This window comes from Neobacillus sp. DY30 (genome assembly GCF_030123065.1).
Lineage (GTDB): Bacteria > Bacillota > Bacilli > Bacillales > Cytobacillaceae > Neobacillus.
In genome coordinates this window covers 4,771,652-4,786,751 of sequence record NZ_CP126093.1, presented here as the reverse complement: position 1 = coordinate 4,786,751, position 15,100 = coordinate 4,771,652, and the positions used below count along the sequence as shown (strand labels likewise).

The following is a 15,100-nucleotide window of genomic DNA, read 5'->3' as shown; positions in this document are numbered from 1 at the left end:
GGGTTCCTCTCCATGCAAGAAAGAACGTTAAAGGTATTGGAATTTACAAAAGTAAGAGACCAGCTCATTGAACATGCAGCGTCGTCTCTTGGAATAGATAAGCTAAAAAGATTAGTACCATCCACAGATTATGAAGAGGTCGTTAAACTGCAGGCAGAGACGGATGAGGCAACGACCGTGTTACGAATTAAAGGAAATGTCCCGTTATCAGGAATCCATGATATTAGAGCACATATTAAACGCTCGGTCATTGGAGGCGTACTTAGCTCGCATGAATTGATTCAGGTCGCCAGTACCATTCACGCAAGCCGGCAAATGAAAAGATTTATTGAAGATATTGCGGAAGAAAGAACCGAAATTCCAATTTTAATGGAACAGGTTGACCGTATTATTCCTCTAGCCAATTTGGAAGAATCAATTAGACACGCCATCGATGAAAGTGGTGAAGTTCTTGATAGTGCCAGTGATTTGTTACGTTCGTTAAGACACCAATTGCGGTCGAATGAAGCCCGAGTCCGAGAAAAATTAGAGAGTATGATTCGTTCATCCAATGCAGCAAAAATGCTGTCAGATTCGATTATAACCATTCGAAATGATCGCTTTGTTATCCCTGTTAAACAGGAGTATCGAGGTCATTATGGCGGTATCATCCATGACCAAAGTTCATCCGGTCAGACGCTATTTATTGAACCACAAGTAATTGTCCAATTAAACAATCAATTACAGGATATTAGAGTAAAAGAACAGCTTGAAATCGAAAGAATTTTGACAGAGCTTTCTGCAAAGACTGCTGAATTTGAATCAGATCTGCAGGTAATTGTTGAGGTTCTGGGAAATCTTGATTTTATTTTTGCTAAGGCAAGATACGGCCGGAAGATGAAGGCCAGTATGCCTCGCATGAATAATGAAGGACGAATTGCCTTATTTAAAGCTAGACACCCGTTAATTCCAATTGATGAAGTGGTAGCAAATGATATTTTGCTTGGAAAGGACTATACCACAATTGTTATTACCGGACCAAACACGGGTGGTAAAACAGTTACCTTAAAAACGCTCGGTTTATGTTCATTAATGGCACAGGCAGGCTTACAGGTACCTGCCTATGATGGCTCAGAACTTGCTGTTTTTGATGCGATTTATGCGGATATTGGTGATGAGCAATCCATCGAACAGAGCTTAAGTACTTTTTCTTCCCATATGGTAAATATCGTAGACATTTTAAATAAGGTCGATTTTAATTCGCTTGTCCTATTTGATGAGCTTGGTGCAGGAACCGACCCTCAGGAAGGTGCAGCGCTTGCCATTTCCATTTTAGATGAGGTGCATAATCGAGGGGCGAGAGTCATTGCTACTACTCATTATCCAGAATTAAAGGCCTATGGCTATAACCGGGAAGGTGTCCTTAATGCCAGTGTTGAATTTGACGTTGAAACGCTAAGCCCAACCTATAAGCTTCTCCTTGGTGTACCAGGACGAAGCAATGCTTTTGAAATTTCAAAACGATTAGGGTTAAATGAAGGCGTTATCGAGGCCGCGAGATCCCATGTTAGTGAAGATACAAATCAAATTGATAAGATGATTGCGTCACTCGAGGCGAGTAAACGTCAAGCTGAAATCGAGCATGAGGAAGCACGTGATTATTTAAGACAGGCAGAGAAGCTTCATCAGGATATGCAAAAGCAAATGATCGAATTTTATCAAAACAAAGACGCTATGCTAGAAAAAGCGGCTGAACAAGCTGGCGAGATTCTTGAAGAAGCAAAGAGTGAGGCAGAAAAGGTTATCCGTGACCTTCGAAAAATGAGAATCGAAAAGCATGCCGAGATTAAAGAACATGAGTTAATTGACGCAAAGCGCCGTCTTGAAGCTGCCACTCCTGAAATAAAGAAATCTGCGAATCAAGCGAGTAAGAAAACGAAAAAGCACACTTTCACACCTGGTGATGAGGTTAAAGTTCTAACATTTGGCCAAAAAGGTACACTTCTTGAAAGAGTCACCGATAACGAATGGCAGGTACAAATCGGCATCCTGAAAATGAAGGTAAAGGAAAAGGATTTAGAGTATATCAGCACGCCAAAGCCAGTAGAAACGAGACCAATGGCGATTGTCCAAGGCAGGGACGCAGATGTAAAGTTAGAGTTGGATTTACGTGGGGAAAGGTACGAGGCTGCACTCATGAGAGTGGAAAAATATATAGACGATGCGTTATTATCAAACTATCCTCGTGTTTCTATTATTCATGGAAAAGGCACGGGTGCATTAAGACAGGGAGTCCAGGAATATTTACGGAATCACCGTTCTGTTAAGAAGATTCGTTTCGGAGAAGCTGGCGAGGGCGGTTCTGGCGTTACTGTCGTTGAATTTAAATAATATCCGGGGAGAAGAGGAATGAACCAGTTTTGGGATAACGTGTATATTCAAAGTGCTGCCAATTATAGTGTGGTTATCTTATGTGTGATTCTCTTTTTAGCCATTTTTGAGTTGGTAACGAAATATAAAAATTGGGAAGAGATACAAAAGGGCAATATCGCGGTCGCAATGGCAACCGGAGGGAAAATATTCGGAATTGCTAATATTTTCCGCTTCTCCATTGAACAAAATGATTCATTGGTTACAATGATAAGCTGGGGAGTATTTGGCTTTGTGCTATTACTGATAGGATATTTTATCTTTGAATTCTTAACACCTAAATTTAACATAGATCAAGAAATAAAAAATGATAATCGTGCGGTTGGATTTATTGCGATGATTTTGTCGATTGGCTTATCTTATGTGATAGGTGCAGGAATTTCGTAAGGGGAGAAAAAAGTGGAGACTTTAGCCAAAGTATTGTTTGGTTTATGCGCCTTATTCTTACTAATTGGTTTGGGGTACTTGTTATTTTTTTAACACCATAGTAGTAAAAAATATGCGTGCAATTACTTTTTATAAATCGGTTGGATTTTTTAGGGTGCATACATTAGAGCTAGAACCTGGAAATAGGATCACATTAGTAGAGAAAAAGGAAACAGCATTGTTGCTGTTTTCTTTTTTTTGTAGCTAAGAATAGGGATAATGTTCTAACAAATATCATACTCGAAAACCTTTAGTGGGCAGGATGAACTAATTTTCCGAATTCTTATTGACAATGATAATCATTTTCAATTAATATTTCCATGTAATCCAAATTATAACAGACAGGAGTTGATTGAAATAAAGAGAGAAGAAGATTTTGAAGCAATTTTACAAGACAGCGAATATCATAAATCCATCGCATTTAGACATGTGACTGGAAAAGATACAGATATATTGCATACTTGGATGCAGCTTCCACACATTGCCCCTTTTTGGAAGCTGAACGTGAGTAGAGATCAATTTACCGGCTATCTGGACCGGACGCTTCATGCAGATAATAAACGGGTTTTTCTTGTTTATTTAGACGATCTCCCAGTGGCCTACCTGATGGCTTACAGCATTTTTCAAGATCCCGTAAAAGAGTATTACGAAGCAAAAAGTAGTGATCTTGGAATGCATTTGCTTATCGGGCCAAGAGAATTCTTAAATAAAGACGATGGGCTTATGCTCATAAGAGCCATGACGGCCTTTCTTATGGAAAAATATGAGTGCGGACGCATCATAGGTGAGCCTGATGTAAGAAATCGAATTGTCATACCGATTTTAAAGAGAATTGGAGGAGAAAGAGTTTGCACCATCACCTTACCCCATAAGAAAGCGGCTTTAATGATAGGTGAGAGAAATCGTTTTTACCGTTATTTATTGACGAAAGATGTTAAATTTAGGAAAGAACCTAAACGGGAAGACAACACTTTTTGGAAAGCAGGAGCGCCATGTGAAAAGGAACCATCCAATTGATCAGGACCTATCAGACTTGCTTGGTCGAATCAGTGAAAAAATGATGGAACTTAATCATCCGCCATTGGAGAAACTGACGCCTGACCAGTCGCGATTTTTTTATAAAGAAGCTAGAACATTTTTCAAGCCGTTTGAGTCAGACGACATTCAAACACATAATGTCTATGTTGGAGAAGGGAATATCCCTGTTAGGATTTATCAACCGAAAGGAGCCGAAGAACTGCCGGTTTTTCTATTTATGCATGGAGGGGGATGGGTTTTTGGAGATTTAGACAGTGCTGATTCATTATGCACGTATTTAGCGATGAATGCGGAGTGTCTAGTGATTTCAGTTGGTTACAGGCTTGCTCCTGAACATCCGTTTCCATCTGCACTGCAGGATGTCATGGTTGTGGCACAATGGGCGCAGCAAAATGTCCGGCACTGGAACGGAAATCCTGCTCAGATGGCGATTGGGGGTGAATCGTCTGGAGCGAATCTTGCAGCTGCGGCAGTCCTTTGGATGACGGAACTCATAAGTTGTCCTTTTCATCTTCAAGTCCTTATTACTCCAGTACTTTGTCATAAGCTTAAAACGGATTCCTATCAAACTGGATATGCATTTAATCTGACGAAAGAAAAAATGGAGTGGTTTTGGAAACATTACGTTCCAGATGCGAGGCAGGGAAGCCATCCATTTGCTTCTCCTCTGAATGCTAAAAGTCATGAGCATGTGCCTTCATTGCTTTTGGTAACAGCGGAATATGATCCGTTAAGAGATGAAGGATTCCAATATGCAGAAAAACTTAAAAACGAGGGGGTTCATGTGAAGCACCTGCATTACAGGCAGCTCGTTCACAGTTTTCCAAATATGATCGGCCAGGTCAAAAGGGCAGATATTGCCATGATTGAACTCGCCGGAACTTTAAAAACGATGATAAGAGAACGTTTTTTATTTTTAATTGAGAATGAGAATTATTTTCAATCAGGAAGGTGATTATATTTGCTGACAAATGAATTCTACCTAAGCAGTCAAAACCAACGGGAATCGAATGCAAGATCCTATCCGCGCAGAATTCCGATTGCCATTAGTGAAGCAGAAGGGATTTATGTAAAAGACGTGGAGAACAAAACGTACATAGACTGTCTAGCAGGAGCAGGTACACTTGCACTTGGCCATAACCATCCTGTTGTGATTGAAGCAATGGAAAATGTAATTAGAGGGAAACGCCCGCTACATACGCTTGATCTTACGACGCCGATGAAAGAGGAGTTTGTGGAAGAATTGTTTGATGCACTGCCCGCCTCATTTGCAGAAAATGCGAAGATTCAATTTTGCGGCCCATCTGGTTCAGATGCGATTGAAGCAGCAATGAAGCTTGTGAAAACGGCAACTGGAAGGGGGGGGATGCTCTCGTTTCAAGGCGGATACCATGGAATGACTAATGGATCCCTTAGCCTAATGGGGAATCTTGGTCCGAAGACAAAAATTCCGAATCTGATGTCTGATGTTCATTTTCTTCCTTATCCATATGCATACCGCTGTCCGTTTGGCATCGGAGGAAAAGAAGGAGCAGCAGTCGGATCGACATTCATTGAACGGACTTTGAATGATCCGGAATCAGGGATTGTAAAGCCTGCGGGAATGGTAATGGAAGTTGTTCAGGGTGAGGGAGGCGCCATACCTGCACCTGATGAATGGGTGAAGCAAGTCCGCCGGATTACTTCTGAACAACAGATTCCACTTATTGTGGATGAAGTGCAGACAGGATTCGGGCGCACGGGAAAAATGTTTGCATTTGAGCATGCCGGCATTATTCCTGATGCGGTTGTTTTATCAAAAGCAATTGGCGGTACTCTGCCTCTTGCGGTCGTTGTCTATCACAAAGAATTAGACCAGTGGGGGCCTGGCGCTCATGCAGGAACCTTCCGCGGCAATCAGCTGGCCATGGCAGCAGGTACGGCAACAATGAAGTTTATTAAGCGGGAAAAACTTGACGAGCAGGCAGCTCTGCTTGGGGATTTCCTCATGCTGCGCTTAAAGGAAATGAAACAAGATGTCCAATCCATTGGTGACGTTCGCGGTTTAGGTCTTATGGTTGGAGCGGAAATCGTCGACAAAACCGCTCCTGCAGATGCACTCGGCAGTTATCCTGCAAATCCGCAGCTGGCTAAGAAAATTCAGCTGGAATGCTTTAAACGAGGTCTGATCCTGGAGCTTGGCGGCCGCTATGGAAGTACCGTCAGATTCCTTCCTCCGCTGATTATCACAAAAGAGCAGCTTGAAACGGTGTGCGATCTGTTCTTCGAAGCGGCGATGGCAGCGGAAAAAGCGCTTATGCCAAGTTTTGTATAGGAGGTGAAGAAAATGACAGCCAGCGTAAAAACAAAAATCGATGCTTTTTTTCTCACAAATTCACAAGGAAGCTTCGAAAGCTATCAACATGTAATGAACCAGGCAATGGAAACACTTAAATCAGCCGTTCTTGCAAATGCTCCATTCAGCGGTTCCTCTCCTCAGCTATTAAAGGAGGGACTTGAAGCTCAATTTCCTGAGTTCCTTCCTGAAACTGCCGGCAGTCCCAGGGAAGTTTTTCACAAGCTCTCATCTGCGGTTGCTAACCATGCCGTATTTGTCCAACATCCGTTATGTGCAGCACATCTGCACTGTCCGCCGATGCTGACTGGTTTAGCAGCTGAAGTACTGATTTCAGGATTGAATCTTTCAATGGATTCCTGGGATCAAAGCGGGGCTGCAACCATGGTGGAGCAGATGGTCATGAATGGGCTTTGCCGCCTTTTCGGCCTTTGTGAAGGTGACGGGGTCATGACAAGTGGAGGAACACAATCCAATTTGATGGGGCTGCTTCTTGCAAGAGAGCATGCAGCTTTAAAGCTTTGGAACTGGGATATTAAGAAACAGGGTCTCCCTGTAAAACACCACCTTCTTAAAATTCTCTGCTCGGACGCTGCCCATTTTTCCGTACAGCAGGCAGCCTCTGTTTTAGGGCTTGGAGAAGAAGCCGTCATTCCTGTAAATACAGATGCTGCCCACAGGATGTGCATGAACGATTTGGAAGAAAAGCTGAAGCAGCTAAAAAAAGATGGAAAGATTCCTTTTGCTCTAATCGCCACAGCAGGCACAACCGATTTTGGAGCTATAGACCCCCTAGAAGAAATGAGTCAGGCCGCTAAACAATATAATCTTTGGTTCCATGTGGACGCGGCGTATGGGGGAGGCCTCATGATGTCAGAGGAGTACAAATACAAATTGAAAGGCATTGATAAGGCGGACTCCATTACGGTTGATTTTCACAAAATGTTTTACCAGCCAATCAGTTGCGGGGCGTTTCTGGTTAATGACCGCAGCTCGTTTTCTTATATGAAACGGCACGCAGATTACCTCAACCCAGAGGAAGATGATGAAGAAGAGGTACCGAATCTTGTAGGAAAATCCCTGCAGACAACAAGAAGATTTGATGCGTTAAAACCCTTCCTGTCCTTTCAGCTGATAAGCAGGAGCGACTGGTCAGAAATCATCGGGCGCACCCTTACTCTCGCAAAGGATGCCCATAAAATGCTTGAAAATGACAGTTCATTTATGGTTATGCATAAACCAGAGCTGAGCACGGTTGTTTTCAGGTACATAGGGGACGGCATGCTTACAGAGTACGCCATCAATCTACTAAACTACCGAATTCGGGACAGATTGCTTGCAAATGGAGAAGCGGTTATTGCTCGTACAAAGGTAAAAGGACATGCTTGCCTGAAATTTACACTATTAAATCCTCTCGCAGAAGCAGAGGATCTGTCGAAACTGATCAAGAGGATAAAAGAAATCGGACAAAATGAATGGAGGAGGCTTCAGAATGAACAGGGAAGAAGCTAGAAAACGTGCAGAGCATGCTACTCTGCAAAGCTATTTAAATTGTTATATCCGTGAGACGGGAAAAGGCTTTTTAACCGAGGATGTTCCACAAGAGCTTAAACATGTCCATTCAGGCAAGTGGATGAAGCTTTTGCTAAAAAGTAAATCTGCATTATACATACCTTTAGCATATTATTCAGAAACAGGACGCCACTTAGTTGGCCCAGTAGTTTATAGGGGTTCCGAAAAACTGAGTTTCATGGACTGCATTGATGTGACGTTAATAGACTTGAATACTGGCCGGCATGATGAAAAAAAGAATGAGCTGCTTACCCGCATTTCCCGGAGCTGCATGCTAATGGCAGCTTTTATTGAAAACCGTTCAGGTGATGAAGAAGAATTGTATGGCACAGACTTTGATTTCCTTGCCGCAGAGCAGTCGCTTTTATTCGGACACCTGCTTCATCCTGCAGCAAAAAGTAGGGAAGGGATGAATCAAAAGGAAATCGAATCCTATTCACCTGAATTAAAAGGCTCCTTTCCGCTGCATTATTTTAGAGTTCCTGCTGACTTTGTTTATTCTAAATCCCTGCTTGCGCATTCAGCCATTCAGCTGATTAAGCAAATGGTACTTGATGATCCAGACATAACAAATGACTTCAAAAACAAGTATGCAAAAGAGGATACGTACGCGCTGCTTCCGCTGCATCCATGGCAGGCAAAATATGTCCTTCAAAATCATGAGATTAAGAGTCTTGTAGAAGCGGGAGCTATTGAGAACCTTGGACAGCACGGGCGTTCTTACTTTGCCACCTCCTCACTGAGAACAGTATTTCATCCTGATGTGCCGTTTATGTTGAAGTTTTCATTGAACATAAAAATTACGAATTCAGTACGGACTAATTTAATGAAGGAATTAGAACGAGGCGCAGAGGTAAAAGAACTGATGGAGGCCGGCCTAGGGAAGGAAATTTCAGATAAGTTTCCCCAATTTGGGTTTGTTCACGATCCGGCATTTCTCACCATGAAGCTGGAGGATAGGAAAGAATCCGGGTTTGAAGTCATTCTTCGCGAAAATCCGTTTTATCAGGAAAATGCAAATCAAACAACGGCCATCGTCTCTTTATGCCAAGATGGACTGAAAAGAGGAACATCAAGACTTTCAAGTATAATCCGCGGCATAGCAGATAAAGAAAACCGCACCACAAGCGAAATCAGTTCGGACTGGCTAAAGCGTTACTTGAAGATTTCCTTAAAACCGATTCTCTGGCTTTATTATGAGAAGGGGATTGCACTTGAGGCACATCAGCAAAACAGCATTGTTCAGTTGAAAGACGGATATCCTGATCGATTCTTTTACCGTGATAACCAAGGTTTTTACTTCTGTGAATCAAAGATGAGCTTACTTAAATCAATTCTTCCTGAAGCGGGACAGAAAAGCGAAACCTTCTGTTCAGATGCAATAGCAGATGAGCGCCTGCGCTACTATTTCTTTTTCAATCATTTGTTCGGTATTGTGAATGCATTCGGGACGGCAGGACTGGCAGACGAACGCATGCTGCTTAACATCATACGGGAAGAATTGGAAGCCTATTCTGTTCCAGATGGACATCCTTCTCAGCTTATAAAAAGCTTCTTGGAACGCGAAAAACTGCCCTGCAAGGCCAATCTCATGACACGATTTCATGATCTAGATGAGCTTGTAGGTCCACTTGAAACTCAGTCTGTGTATGTGGATATTCCAAATCCGCTGTTAAAAGAGGAGGCCGTCGCTTCATTATGATTCAACAAGAAACAAACGCAGTGATTACGTTCCGCAAAGTTGATTTTGAGAAGGATGCAGTTATGCTTCATCAGTGGCACCATGAGCCGCACGTCATTCCTTTTTGGCACCAGAACCTTTCGTTCAGCCAGTATGCAAAGCACTTAAAGGGTTTACTTACAGACAGGCATCAAACTTTATGGATCGGCATGATGAACGGGGAAGAGATAAGCTACTGGGAAACATATTGGGCAAAAGACGATATCATCGGCCGCTATTATGATGCAGAACCATTTGATCAGGGTGTTCATTTACTTATTGGAGACACCTCTTATTTAGGAAAAGGTTTGGCAAAGCCTATGCTTCAGAACATCATGCAGCAGATGTTTTCTGACAGCAGGACAGCGAGGATTGTTGCGGAACCTGACACCCGCAACGCTAAAATGATTCACGTGTTTAAAAAGTGTGGGTTTGTTCCGCAAAAGGAGCTTACCCTTCCTGATAAACAAGCCCTGTTTATGATTTGCACAAGAGAAGATTTTGAAAGGAGGCTTACAAGTGATTTATGACGTAATAGGTGTCGGGCTTGGTCCGTTTAATCTGGGTATGGCAGCCCTGATAGATGAAACAGGCGGAATAGACGCTTTGTTTTTTGATCAAAAACCGGAGTTTGCCTGGCATGAAGGATTATTAATCGAAGGAACGACTCTTCAGGTTCCTTTTATGGCGGATGCCGTTACAATGGTGAATCCGGCGAGCAAATATAGCTTTTTGAATTATCTGCGTCACCAGAAAAGACTGTACCACTTCTATTTTCTGGAATCGTTTCATATACCCCGCAGAGAATATAACCATTACCTTCAATGGGTCTCAAAGCAGCTGTCATCATGCCGGTTCAGCAAGAGAGTCATTGATGCAGCTGAGCATGCAGATGGTTTTGAAGTGAGTGTAGAAGATGTTTTGACAGGACATGTGGAGACTTATTACGCAAAGCATCTGGTCCTAGGAATGGGAAGTGCCCCGAATTTACCGGAATGGACTGCGGCAGGCAGCCGTAATCTCTATCATTCTTCGGAGTTTTTGCAAAGAAGGAATGAAGCATTAGGGGAGACAGTTACAGTAATCGGCTCAGGACAAAGTGCCGCAGAGGTTTTCCTTGAGCTTTTAAAAGAGCAGGCAACCGTGGGCTATAAGCTGAATTGGCTGACACGAACAGACGGTTTCTTTCCAATGGAATATTCTAAGCTCGGGCTTGAACATTTTTCACCTGATTACACGGATTATTTTTACCGCTTGCCTCAAAGCCTGAAGGATGAAGTTGTGCCAAAGCAGGATTCCCTGTATAAGGGTATAAGCTCAGATACAATTGCAGACATTTACGATCTTTTATATGAAAGAACGATCGCCGGACAAAAGCCCGAGGTACAGCTTCTTGCCAAAACGGCGGTTAAAGATATTTCTGAATATGGCGGCGGTCTGGAGCTTGACTGTTATCACAGGGAGGAGGGTGAATCGTTTAAGGTTGAAACAGATACCGTTATCGCTGCAACAGGATACCAAACCCTCTGGCCTAAAGCATTCAGCAGCCTGGCTTATTCAATGAAATGGGACGAAGCAGGACGCCCTGTTATTTCGAGAAACTATCAGGCCGTAATGAATGTGACAAGAGATGAGCACAAGGTATTTATTCAAAACGGCGAGCTTCATACCCATGGGATAGGAGCCCCTGATTTGGGGCTTGGCGCTTATCGGAATGCGGTTATCATAAATTCGATTGCCGGTAAAACAATTTTTGAGATTCCGGAAAAAAATGTCTTTCAGCACTTTGGAATCCAGCATCTTGCCCGGAAGAAACAAACCGTATAGGAGTGAATGGAATGGAAACGAACGTGAAAAAAAGGCATTGGGAAATAGCAAACAAACGGCTGCTTGCCAAAATGATTGCAGAGTTTTTATATGAAGACATGATTTCAGCAGAGAAAACGGATGGTCTATATCACCTTTCATTAGACGGCGGGACAATGTACAGATTCCAGGCGGAAGAACGGCTTATGGACAGCTACTGGATAGACCCTGACTCCATTCAGAAAAAAACAGGCGGAGAATGGGCGAATGCTAAAAGTGCAGTTGCTTTTCTGCTTGAGCTGCAAAAGGAAATCGGCATTAAACCATTTACTGCCGCTTATCTGATTGAAGAATATAAGCGGACGCTGCTTGCAGATGCCCATATCTTGGCCAGACAGGAAAATCAGCGGACAGAGTCCCTCCTTGAAATCGATTATGCCGAGCTTGAAGGGGAAATGACCGGTCATCCATGGATTACATATAACAAAGGAAGAATCGGATTTTCCTATACGGATTACCTACAGTATGCGCCGGAACAGAAGAAGGAGATCAAGCTTGACTGGATAGCTGTTTCAAAAGAGAAGGGGAGTTTTCATTCAATTGTAGAATTAGATTATGAGGATTTACTGAAAAGCGAGCTGGGTGCTTCCCTTTGGGTAACGTTTCAGAAGGTTCTGCATGAGGAAGGTCTTCAGCCGGAGAATTATTTCTTCATGCCTGTTCATGAATGGCAGTGGAATCATGTATTGGTACCGCTTTTTTCAGAAGAGCTGTTTGAAAAGCGCATTGTTTATCTTGGAAAAGGAGAGGATGTGTACCTGCCACAGCAATCAATCAGAACGTTCGTGAACATGGAAGATAAAATGAAATATCATGTGAAGCTTCCGATGAGCATTTTGAATACACTCGTTTTTCGCGGCCTGCCGTCTGAACGGGTGGTGCTAGCACCAGAAATCACGCAGCATATTCAGGGAATCCGGGATCGTGACTCATTCTTGCGTGATACATGCAGAGTTGTACTACCTGGAGAAATAGCAAGCATGAACTACGCTCATCCAGATTATACAAAGCTGCAAGGGGCTCCATATCAATTCCTTGAGATGCTTGGTGTCATCTGGAGAGAAAGTATTTATTCGTTCCTGGACGAAGGAGAGCAGGCGATAACCCTGGCTGCGCTTTTATATGTTGGAGAGGACGGAGAATCCTATGCGCTTAAACTTGCAAAAAAGGCAGGCCTCAACACAGAAGAGTGGACAAAACAGCTTTTTGATGTACTGCTTCCGCCGCTTCTGCACTACTTATATCAATATGGAACCGTTTTTTCACCTCACGGGCAGAATACAGTCGTCATTTTAAAGGACAGCAAACCGCATCGTCTCGCAGTCAAAGATTTTGTGGATGATGTGAACATCAGTGATCAGCCGCTGTCAGAGCTTGAAACCATCTCTGCAGAGTTAAGAAATGTGTTGAGAAGCGAGGATCCGGAAGGACTCTGTCAATTTATCTTTACCGGATTATTCGTATGCCACTTCCGCTATCTCGCAGACATTCTTCATCGGAGCAGGGAACTGGATGAAGCTGTTTTCTGGAACATGTTAAGAGAGACGATTCTATCGTATCAGGCGCAGTTCCCTGAACTGAAAGAACGATTTGAGCTGTTTGATCTGTTGAGACCATCCTTTAAGAAACTTTGCCTGAACCGGAACAGGATGATTGAATATGGATATGGCGATGGCGATGACAGGCCTCATGCTTCAGAATTTGGAAGAGTAAAAAACCCGCTGGCTGCTGGAAAGCCTGCAGTTGTTTAAAAAGATAGGGTGACAGCATTCAATAGATGCTGCCACTCTTTTTGTTAACCCTACCTGAATTTTTTAAAAAAATTTCGTGATATAGTGAGCATATATTGTTGTTGTAATTGTTTAAACAGTCTGACTATATTATAATGATAAGGAAGTGAAAAATTTTACAATAGAATAAAAAGGAGGGGTATTATGTACGATTCTAAACCTTGGCTGCAGCACTATCCCGGGGAAATTCCTGCAGAACTGGAATTTCGAAAAGAACCTGTTCAGCAGTATTTAGTAGATGCAGCAAAAAGCTTTCCAGAAAAAACTGCCATCCATTTTATGGGCAAGGAAATGACGTATAAAGAACTATACGATGAAGCATTATCCTTTGCCAGCTATCTTCAGCAGATTGGTATTTCAAGAGGTGACCGCGTTGCCATTATGCTTGCCAATACACCACAAGCGGTCATAAGTTATTTTGGTATACTAATGGCGGGAGGAATTGTCGTACAAACAAACCCGTTATATACCGAACGTGAACTTGAATACCAAATGAAGGACTCCGGCGCAAAAGCGATCATCACACTCGACATCCTCTATCCTCGCGCTTCTAAGGTGATGCCGCAAACTACCTTGCAGCACATTATTGTAACCGCTATCAAAGACTACTTGCCATTCCCAAAAAATTTAGTTTACCCATTTATCCAGAAAAAGCAATATGGAATTGTCGTTAACGTTAAACATGAAGGCAATACCCATTTATTTAAGGAAATCGTTAAAATAAAGCCTAAAAAACTCTTGGAATATGACTTTGATTTTGAAGAGGATGTTGCACTCCTTCAATATACAGGTGGTACAACAGGCTCTCCGAAAGGGGTTATGCTGACACATAGAAATCTAGTGGCGAACTCATCCATGTGTACGGCATGGCTTTACAAAGCAAAGCCCGGCGAGGAATCCGTATTAGGTATTGTTCCATTTTTCCATGTTTATGGAATGACAATTGTGATGATTTTATCAGTTATGCAGGCTTATAAGATGATTATATTACCTAAGTTCGATCCATTGACCACCTTAAAGACCATTCAAAAGCAGCGTCCTACTTTGTTTCCAGGTGCGCCAACGATTTATATTGGACTATTAAATCATCCTGATTTGAAAAAATATGATTTGTCATCGATTGATTCCTGTTTAAGCGGTTCTGCACCACTTCCGGTTGAAGTCCAAGAGGAGTTTGAGGCACTTACAGGCGGGAAACTCGTTGAGGGGTATGGCTTAACAGAAACTTCCCCCGTCACCCATGCCAATTTCTTATGGGACCGAGAACGGATAAAAGGCAGTATTGGTGTTCCTTGGCCAAATACCGAAGTAAGGATTGTTTCAATGGATGATGGCGAAGACATGCCGGTTGGAGAAATAGGAGAAATAATTATAAAAGGCCCTCAAATCATGAAGGGCTATTGGAACCGCCCTGAAGCTACGGAGGAAACGATAAAAGACGGCTGGCTCTATACTGGTGACCTGGGCTATATGGATGATAAAGGATATTTTTATGTAGTAGATAGAAAGAAGGATATGATTATTGCCGGAGGATTTAATATATATCCAAGGGAAATCGAAGAGGTATTATATGAACATCCAGATGTGTTGGAAGCTGTTGCTGCGGGAATTCCAGACCCTTATCGGGGCGAAACCGTCAAAGCATATGTGGTCTTAAAAGAAGGCTCACAGATTACCTCGGATGACTTAAACAAATATGCCAGAAAATATCTAGCCGCCTATAAGGCACCAAGATTATACGAATTTAGAGAAGAATTACCGAAAACAGCAGTAGGCAAAATTCTAAGACGAACACTGGTCGAAGAAGAAATGAGAAAAATAGAGGAAGAAAACAAAAAACACGCCTAACTCCCTGCACTTCTTTTTTTTGCATAATAGTGCTTGTCTACCTTGAAGTAGTAAAGTAATATAAAATTATCTTCGAATTCTTGACAGAACTCCAAG

At 42.5% G+C, this 15,100-nt stretch carries 11 protein-coding genes; all 11 read left to right on the top strand.

Annotated elements, in window-relative coordinates:
* Window positions 1-12: 12 nt before the first annotated feature.
* The 11 genes from QNH29_RS23655 to QNH29_RS23605 all read left to right on the top strand — a co-directional run bounded on the left by QNH29_RS23655 (window position 13) and on the right by QNH29_RS23605 (window position 15,004).
* On the top strand, window positions 13-2,370 hold the full coding sequence (locus tag QNH29_RS23655; protein WP_283861739.1) for an endonuclease MutS2: 2,358 nt from the start codon (window positions 13-15) through the stop codon (window positions 2,368-2,370).
* Between the two features lie 18 nt (window positions 2,371-2,388).
* Window positions 2,389-2,796 (top strand): DUF350 domain-containing protein, encoded by a 408-nt coding sequence (locus QNH29_RS23650; RefSeq protein WP_283861738.1) that lies wholly within the window; start codon window positions 2,389-2,391, stop codon window positions 2,794-2,796.
* Between the two features lie 387 nt (window positions 2,797-3,183).
* Window positions 3,184-3,852 (top strand): GNAT family N-acetyltransferase, encoded by a 669-nt coding sequence (locus tag QNH29_RS23645; protein WP_283861737.1) that lies wholly within the window; start codon window positions 3,184-3,186, stop codon window positions 3,850-3,852.
* Window positions 3,830-4,828 carry an alpha/beta hydrolase gene (locus tag QNH29_RS23640; protein ID WP_283861736.1) on the top strand — a complete coding sequence of 333 codons (999 nt, stop codon included), beginning with the start codon at window positions 3,830-3,832 and terminating at the stop codon, window positions 4,826-4,828. The genes QNH29_RS23645 and QNH29_RS23640 overlap by 23 nt, the downstream gene beginning before the upstream one ends.
* Window positions 4,829-4,834: 6 nt before the next feature.
* Window positions 4,835-6,187 carry an aspartate aminotransferase family protein gene (locus QNH29_RS23635; RefSeq protein ID WP_283861735.1) on the top strand — a complete coding sequence of 451 codons (1,353 nt, stop codon included), beginning with the start codon at window positions 4,835-4,837 and terminating at the stop codon, window positions 6,185-6,187.
* 12 nt (window positions 6,188-6,199) lie between these two features.
* The gene (locus QNH29_RS23630; protein WP_283861734.1) at window positions 6,200-7,720 is read left to right on the top strand and encodes a pyridoxal phosphate-dependent decarboxylase family protein; all 1,521 of its coding nucleotides are present in this window, start codon (window positions 6,200-6,202) and stop codon (window positions 7,718-7,720) included.
* On the top strand, window positions 7,701-9,482 hold the full coding sequence (locus tag QNH29_RS23625; RefSeq protein WP_283861733.1) for an IucA/IucC family protein: 1,782 nt from the start codon (window positions 7,701-7,703) through the stop codon (window positions 9,480-9,482). The genes QNH29_RS23630 and QNH29_RS23625 overlap by 20 nt, the downstream gene beginning before the upstream one ends.
* Entirely contained in the window at window positions 9,479-10,030 is a 552-nt protein-coding gene (locus QNH29_RS23620) for a GNAT family N-acetyltransferase (protein ID WP_283861732.1), read from the top strand. Before QNH29_RS23625 ends, QNH29_RS23620 begins: the two co-directional genes overlap by 4 nt.
* 37 nt (window positions 10,031-10,067) lie before the next feature.
* The gene (locus tag QNH29_RS23615; protein ID WP_283865729.1) at window positions 10,068-11,327 is read left to right on the top strand and encodes a lysine N(6)-hydroxylase/L-ornithine N(5)-oxygenase family protein; all 1,260 of its coding nucleotides are present in this window, start codon (window positions 10,068-10,070) and stop codon (window positions 11,325-11,327) included.
* 11 nt (window positions 11,328-11,338) lie between these two features.
* The gene (locus tag QNH29_RS23610; RefSeq protein ID WP_283861731.1) at window positions 11,339-13,117 is read left to right on the top strand and encodes an IucA/IucC family protein; all 1,779 of its coding nucleotides are present in this window, start codon (window positions 11,339-11,341) and stop codon (window positions 13,115-13,117) included.
* A 183-nt stretch (window positions 13,118-13,300) separates the two neighbouring features.
* A complete protein-coding gene (locus tag QNH29_RS23605; RefSeq protein ID WP_283861730.1) occupies window positions 13,301-15,004 on the top strand; it encodes a long-chain-fatty-acid--CoA ligase in 1,704 nt (567 codons plus the stop codon).
* The last annotated feature ends 96 nt before the right edge of the window (window positions 15,005-15,100 follow it).

Excerpts from the sequence above, each read along its gene's own strand:
- QNH29_RS23655 (WP_283861739.1), top strand. The coding sequence starts at position 13 with ATGCAAGAAAGAACGTTAAAGGTATTGGAATTTACAAAAGTAAGAGAC.
- QNH29_RS23650 (WP_283861738.1), top strand. The coding sequence starts at position 2,389 with ATGAACCAGTTTTGGGATAACGTGTATATTCAAAGTGCTGCCAATTAT.
- QNH29_RS23630 (WP_283861734.1), top strand. The coding sequence starts at position 6,200 with ATGACAGCCAGCGTAAAAACAAAAATCGATGCTTTTTTTCTCACAAAT.
- QNH29_RS23625 (WP_283861733.1), top strand. The coding sequence starts at position 7,701 with ATGAACAGGGAAGAAGCTAGAAAACGTGCAGAGCATGCTACTCTGCAA.
- QNH29_RS23620 (WP_283861732.1), top strand. The coding sequence starts at position 9,479 with ATGATTCAACAAGAAACAAACGCAGTGATTACGTTCCGCAAAGTTGAT.
- QNH29_RS23615 (WP_283865729.1), top strand. The coding sequence starts at position 10,068 with ATGGCAGCCCTGATAGATGAAACAGGCGGAATAGACGCTTTGTTTTTT.
- QNH29_RS23610 (WP_283861731.1), top strand. The coding sequence starts at position 11,339 with ATGGAAACGAACGTGAAAAAAAGGCATTGGGAAATAGCAAACAAACGG.
- QNH29_RS23605 (WP_283861730.1), top strand. The coding sequence starts at position 13,301 with ATGTACGATTCTAAACCTTGGCTGCAGCACTATCCCGGGGAAATTCCT.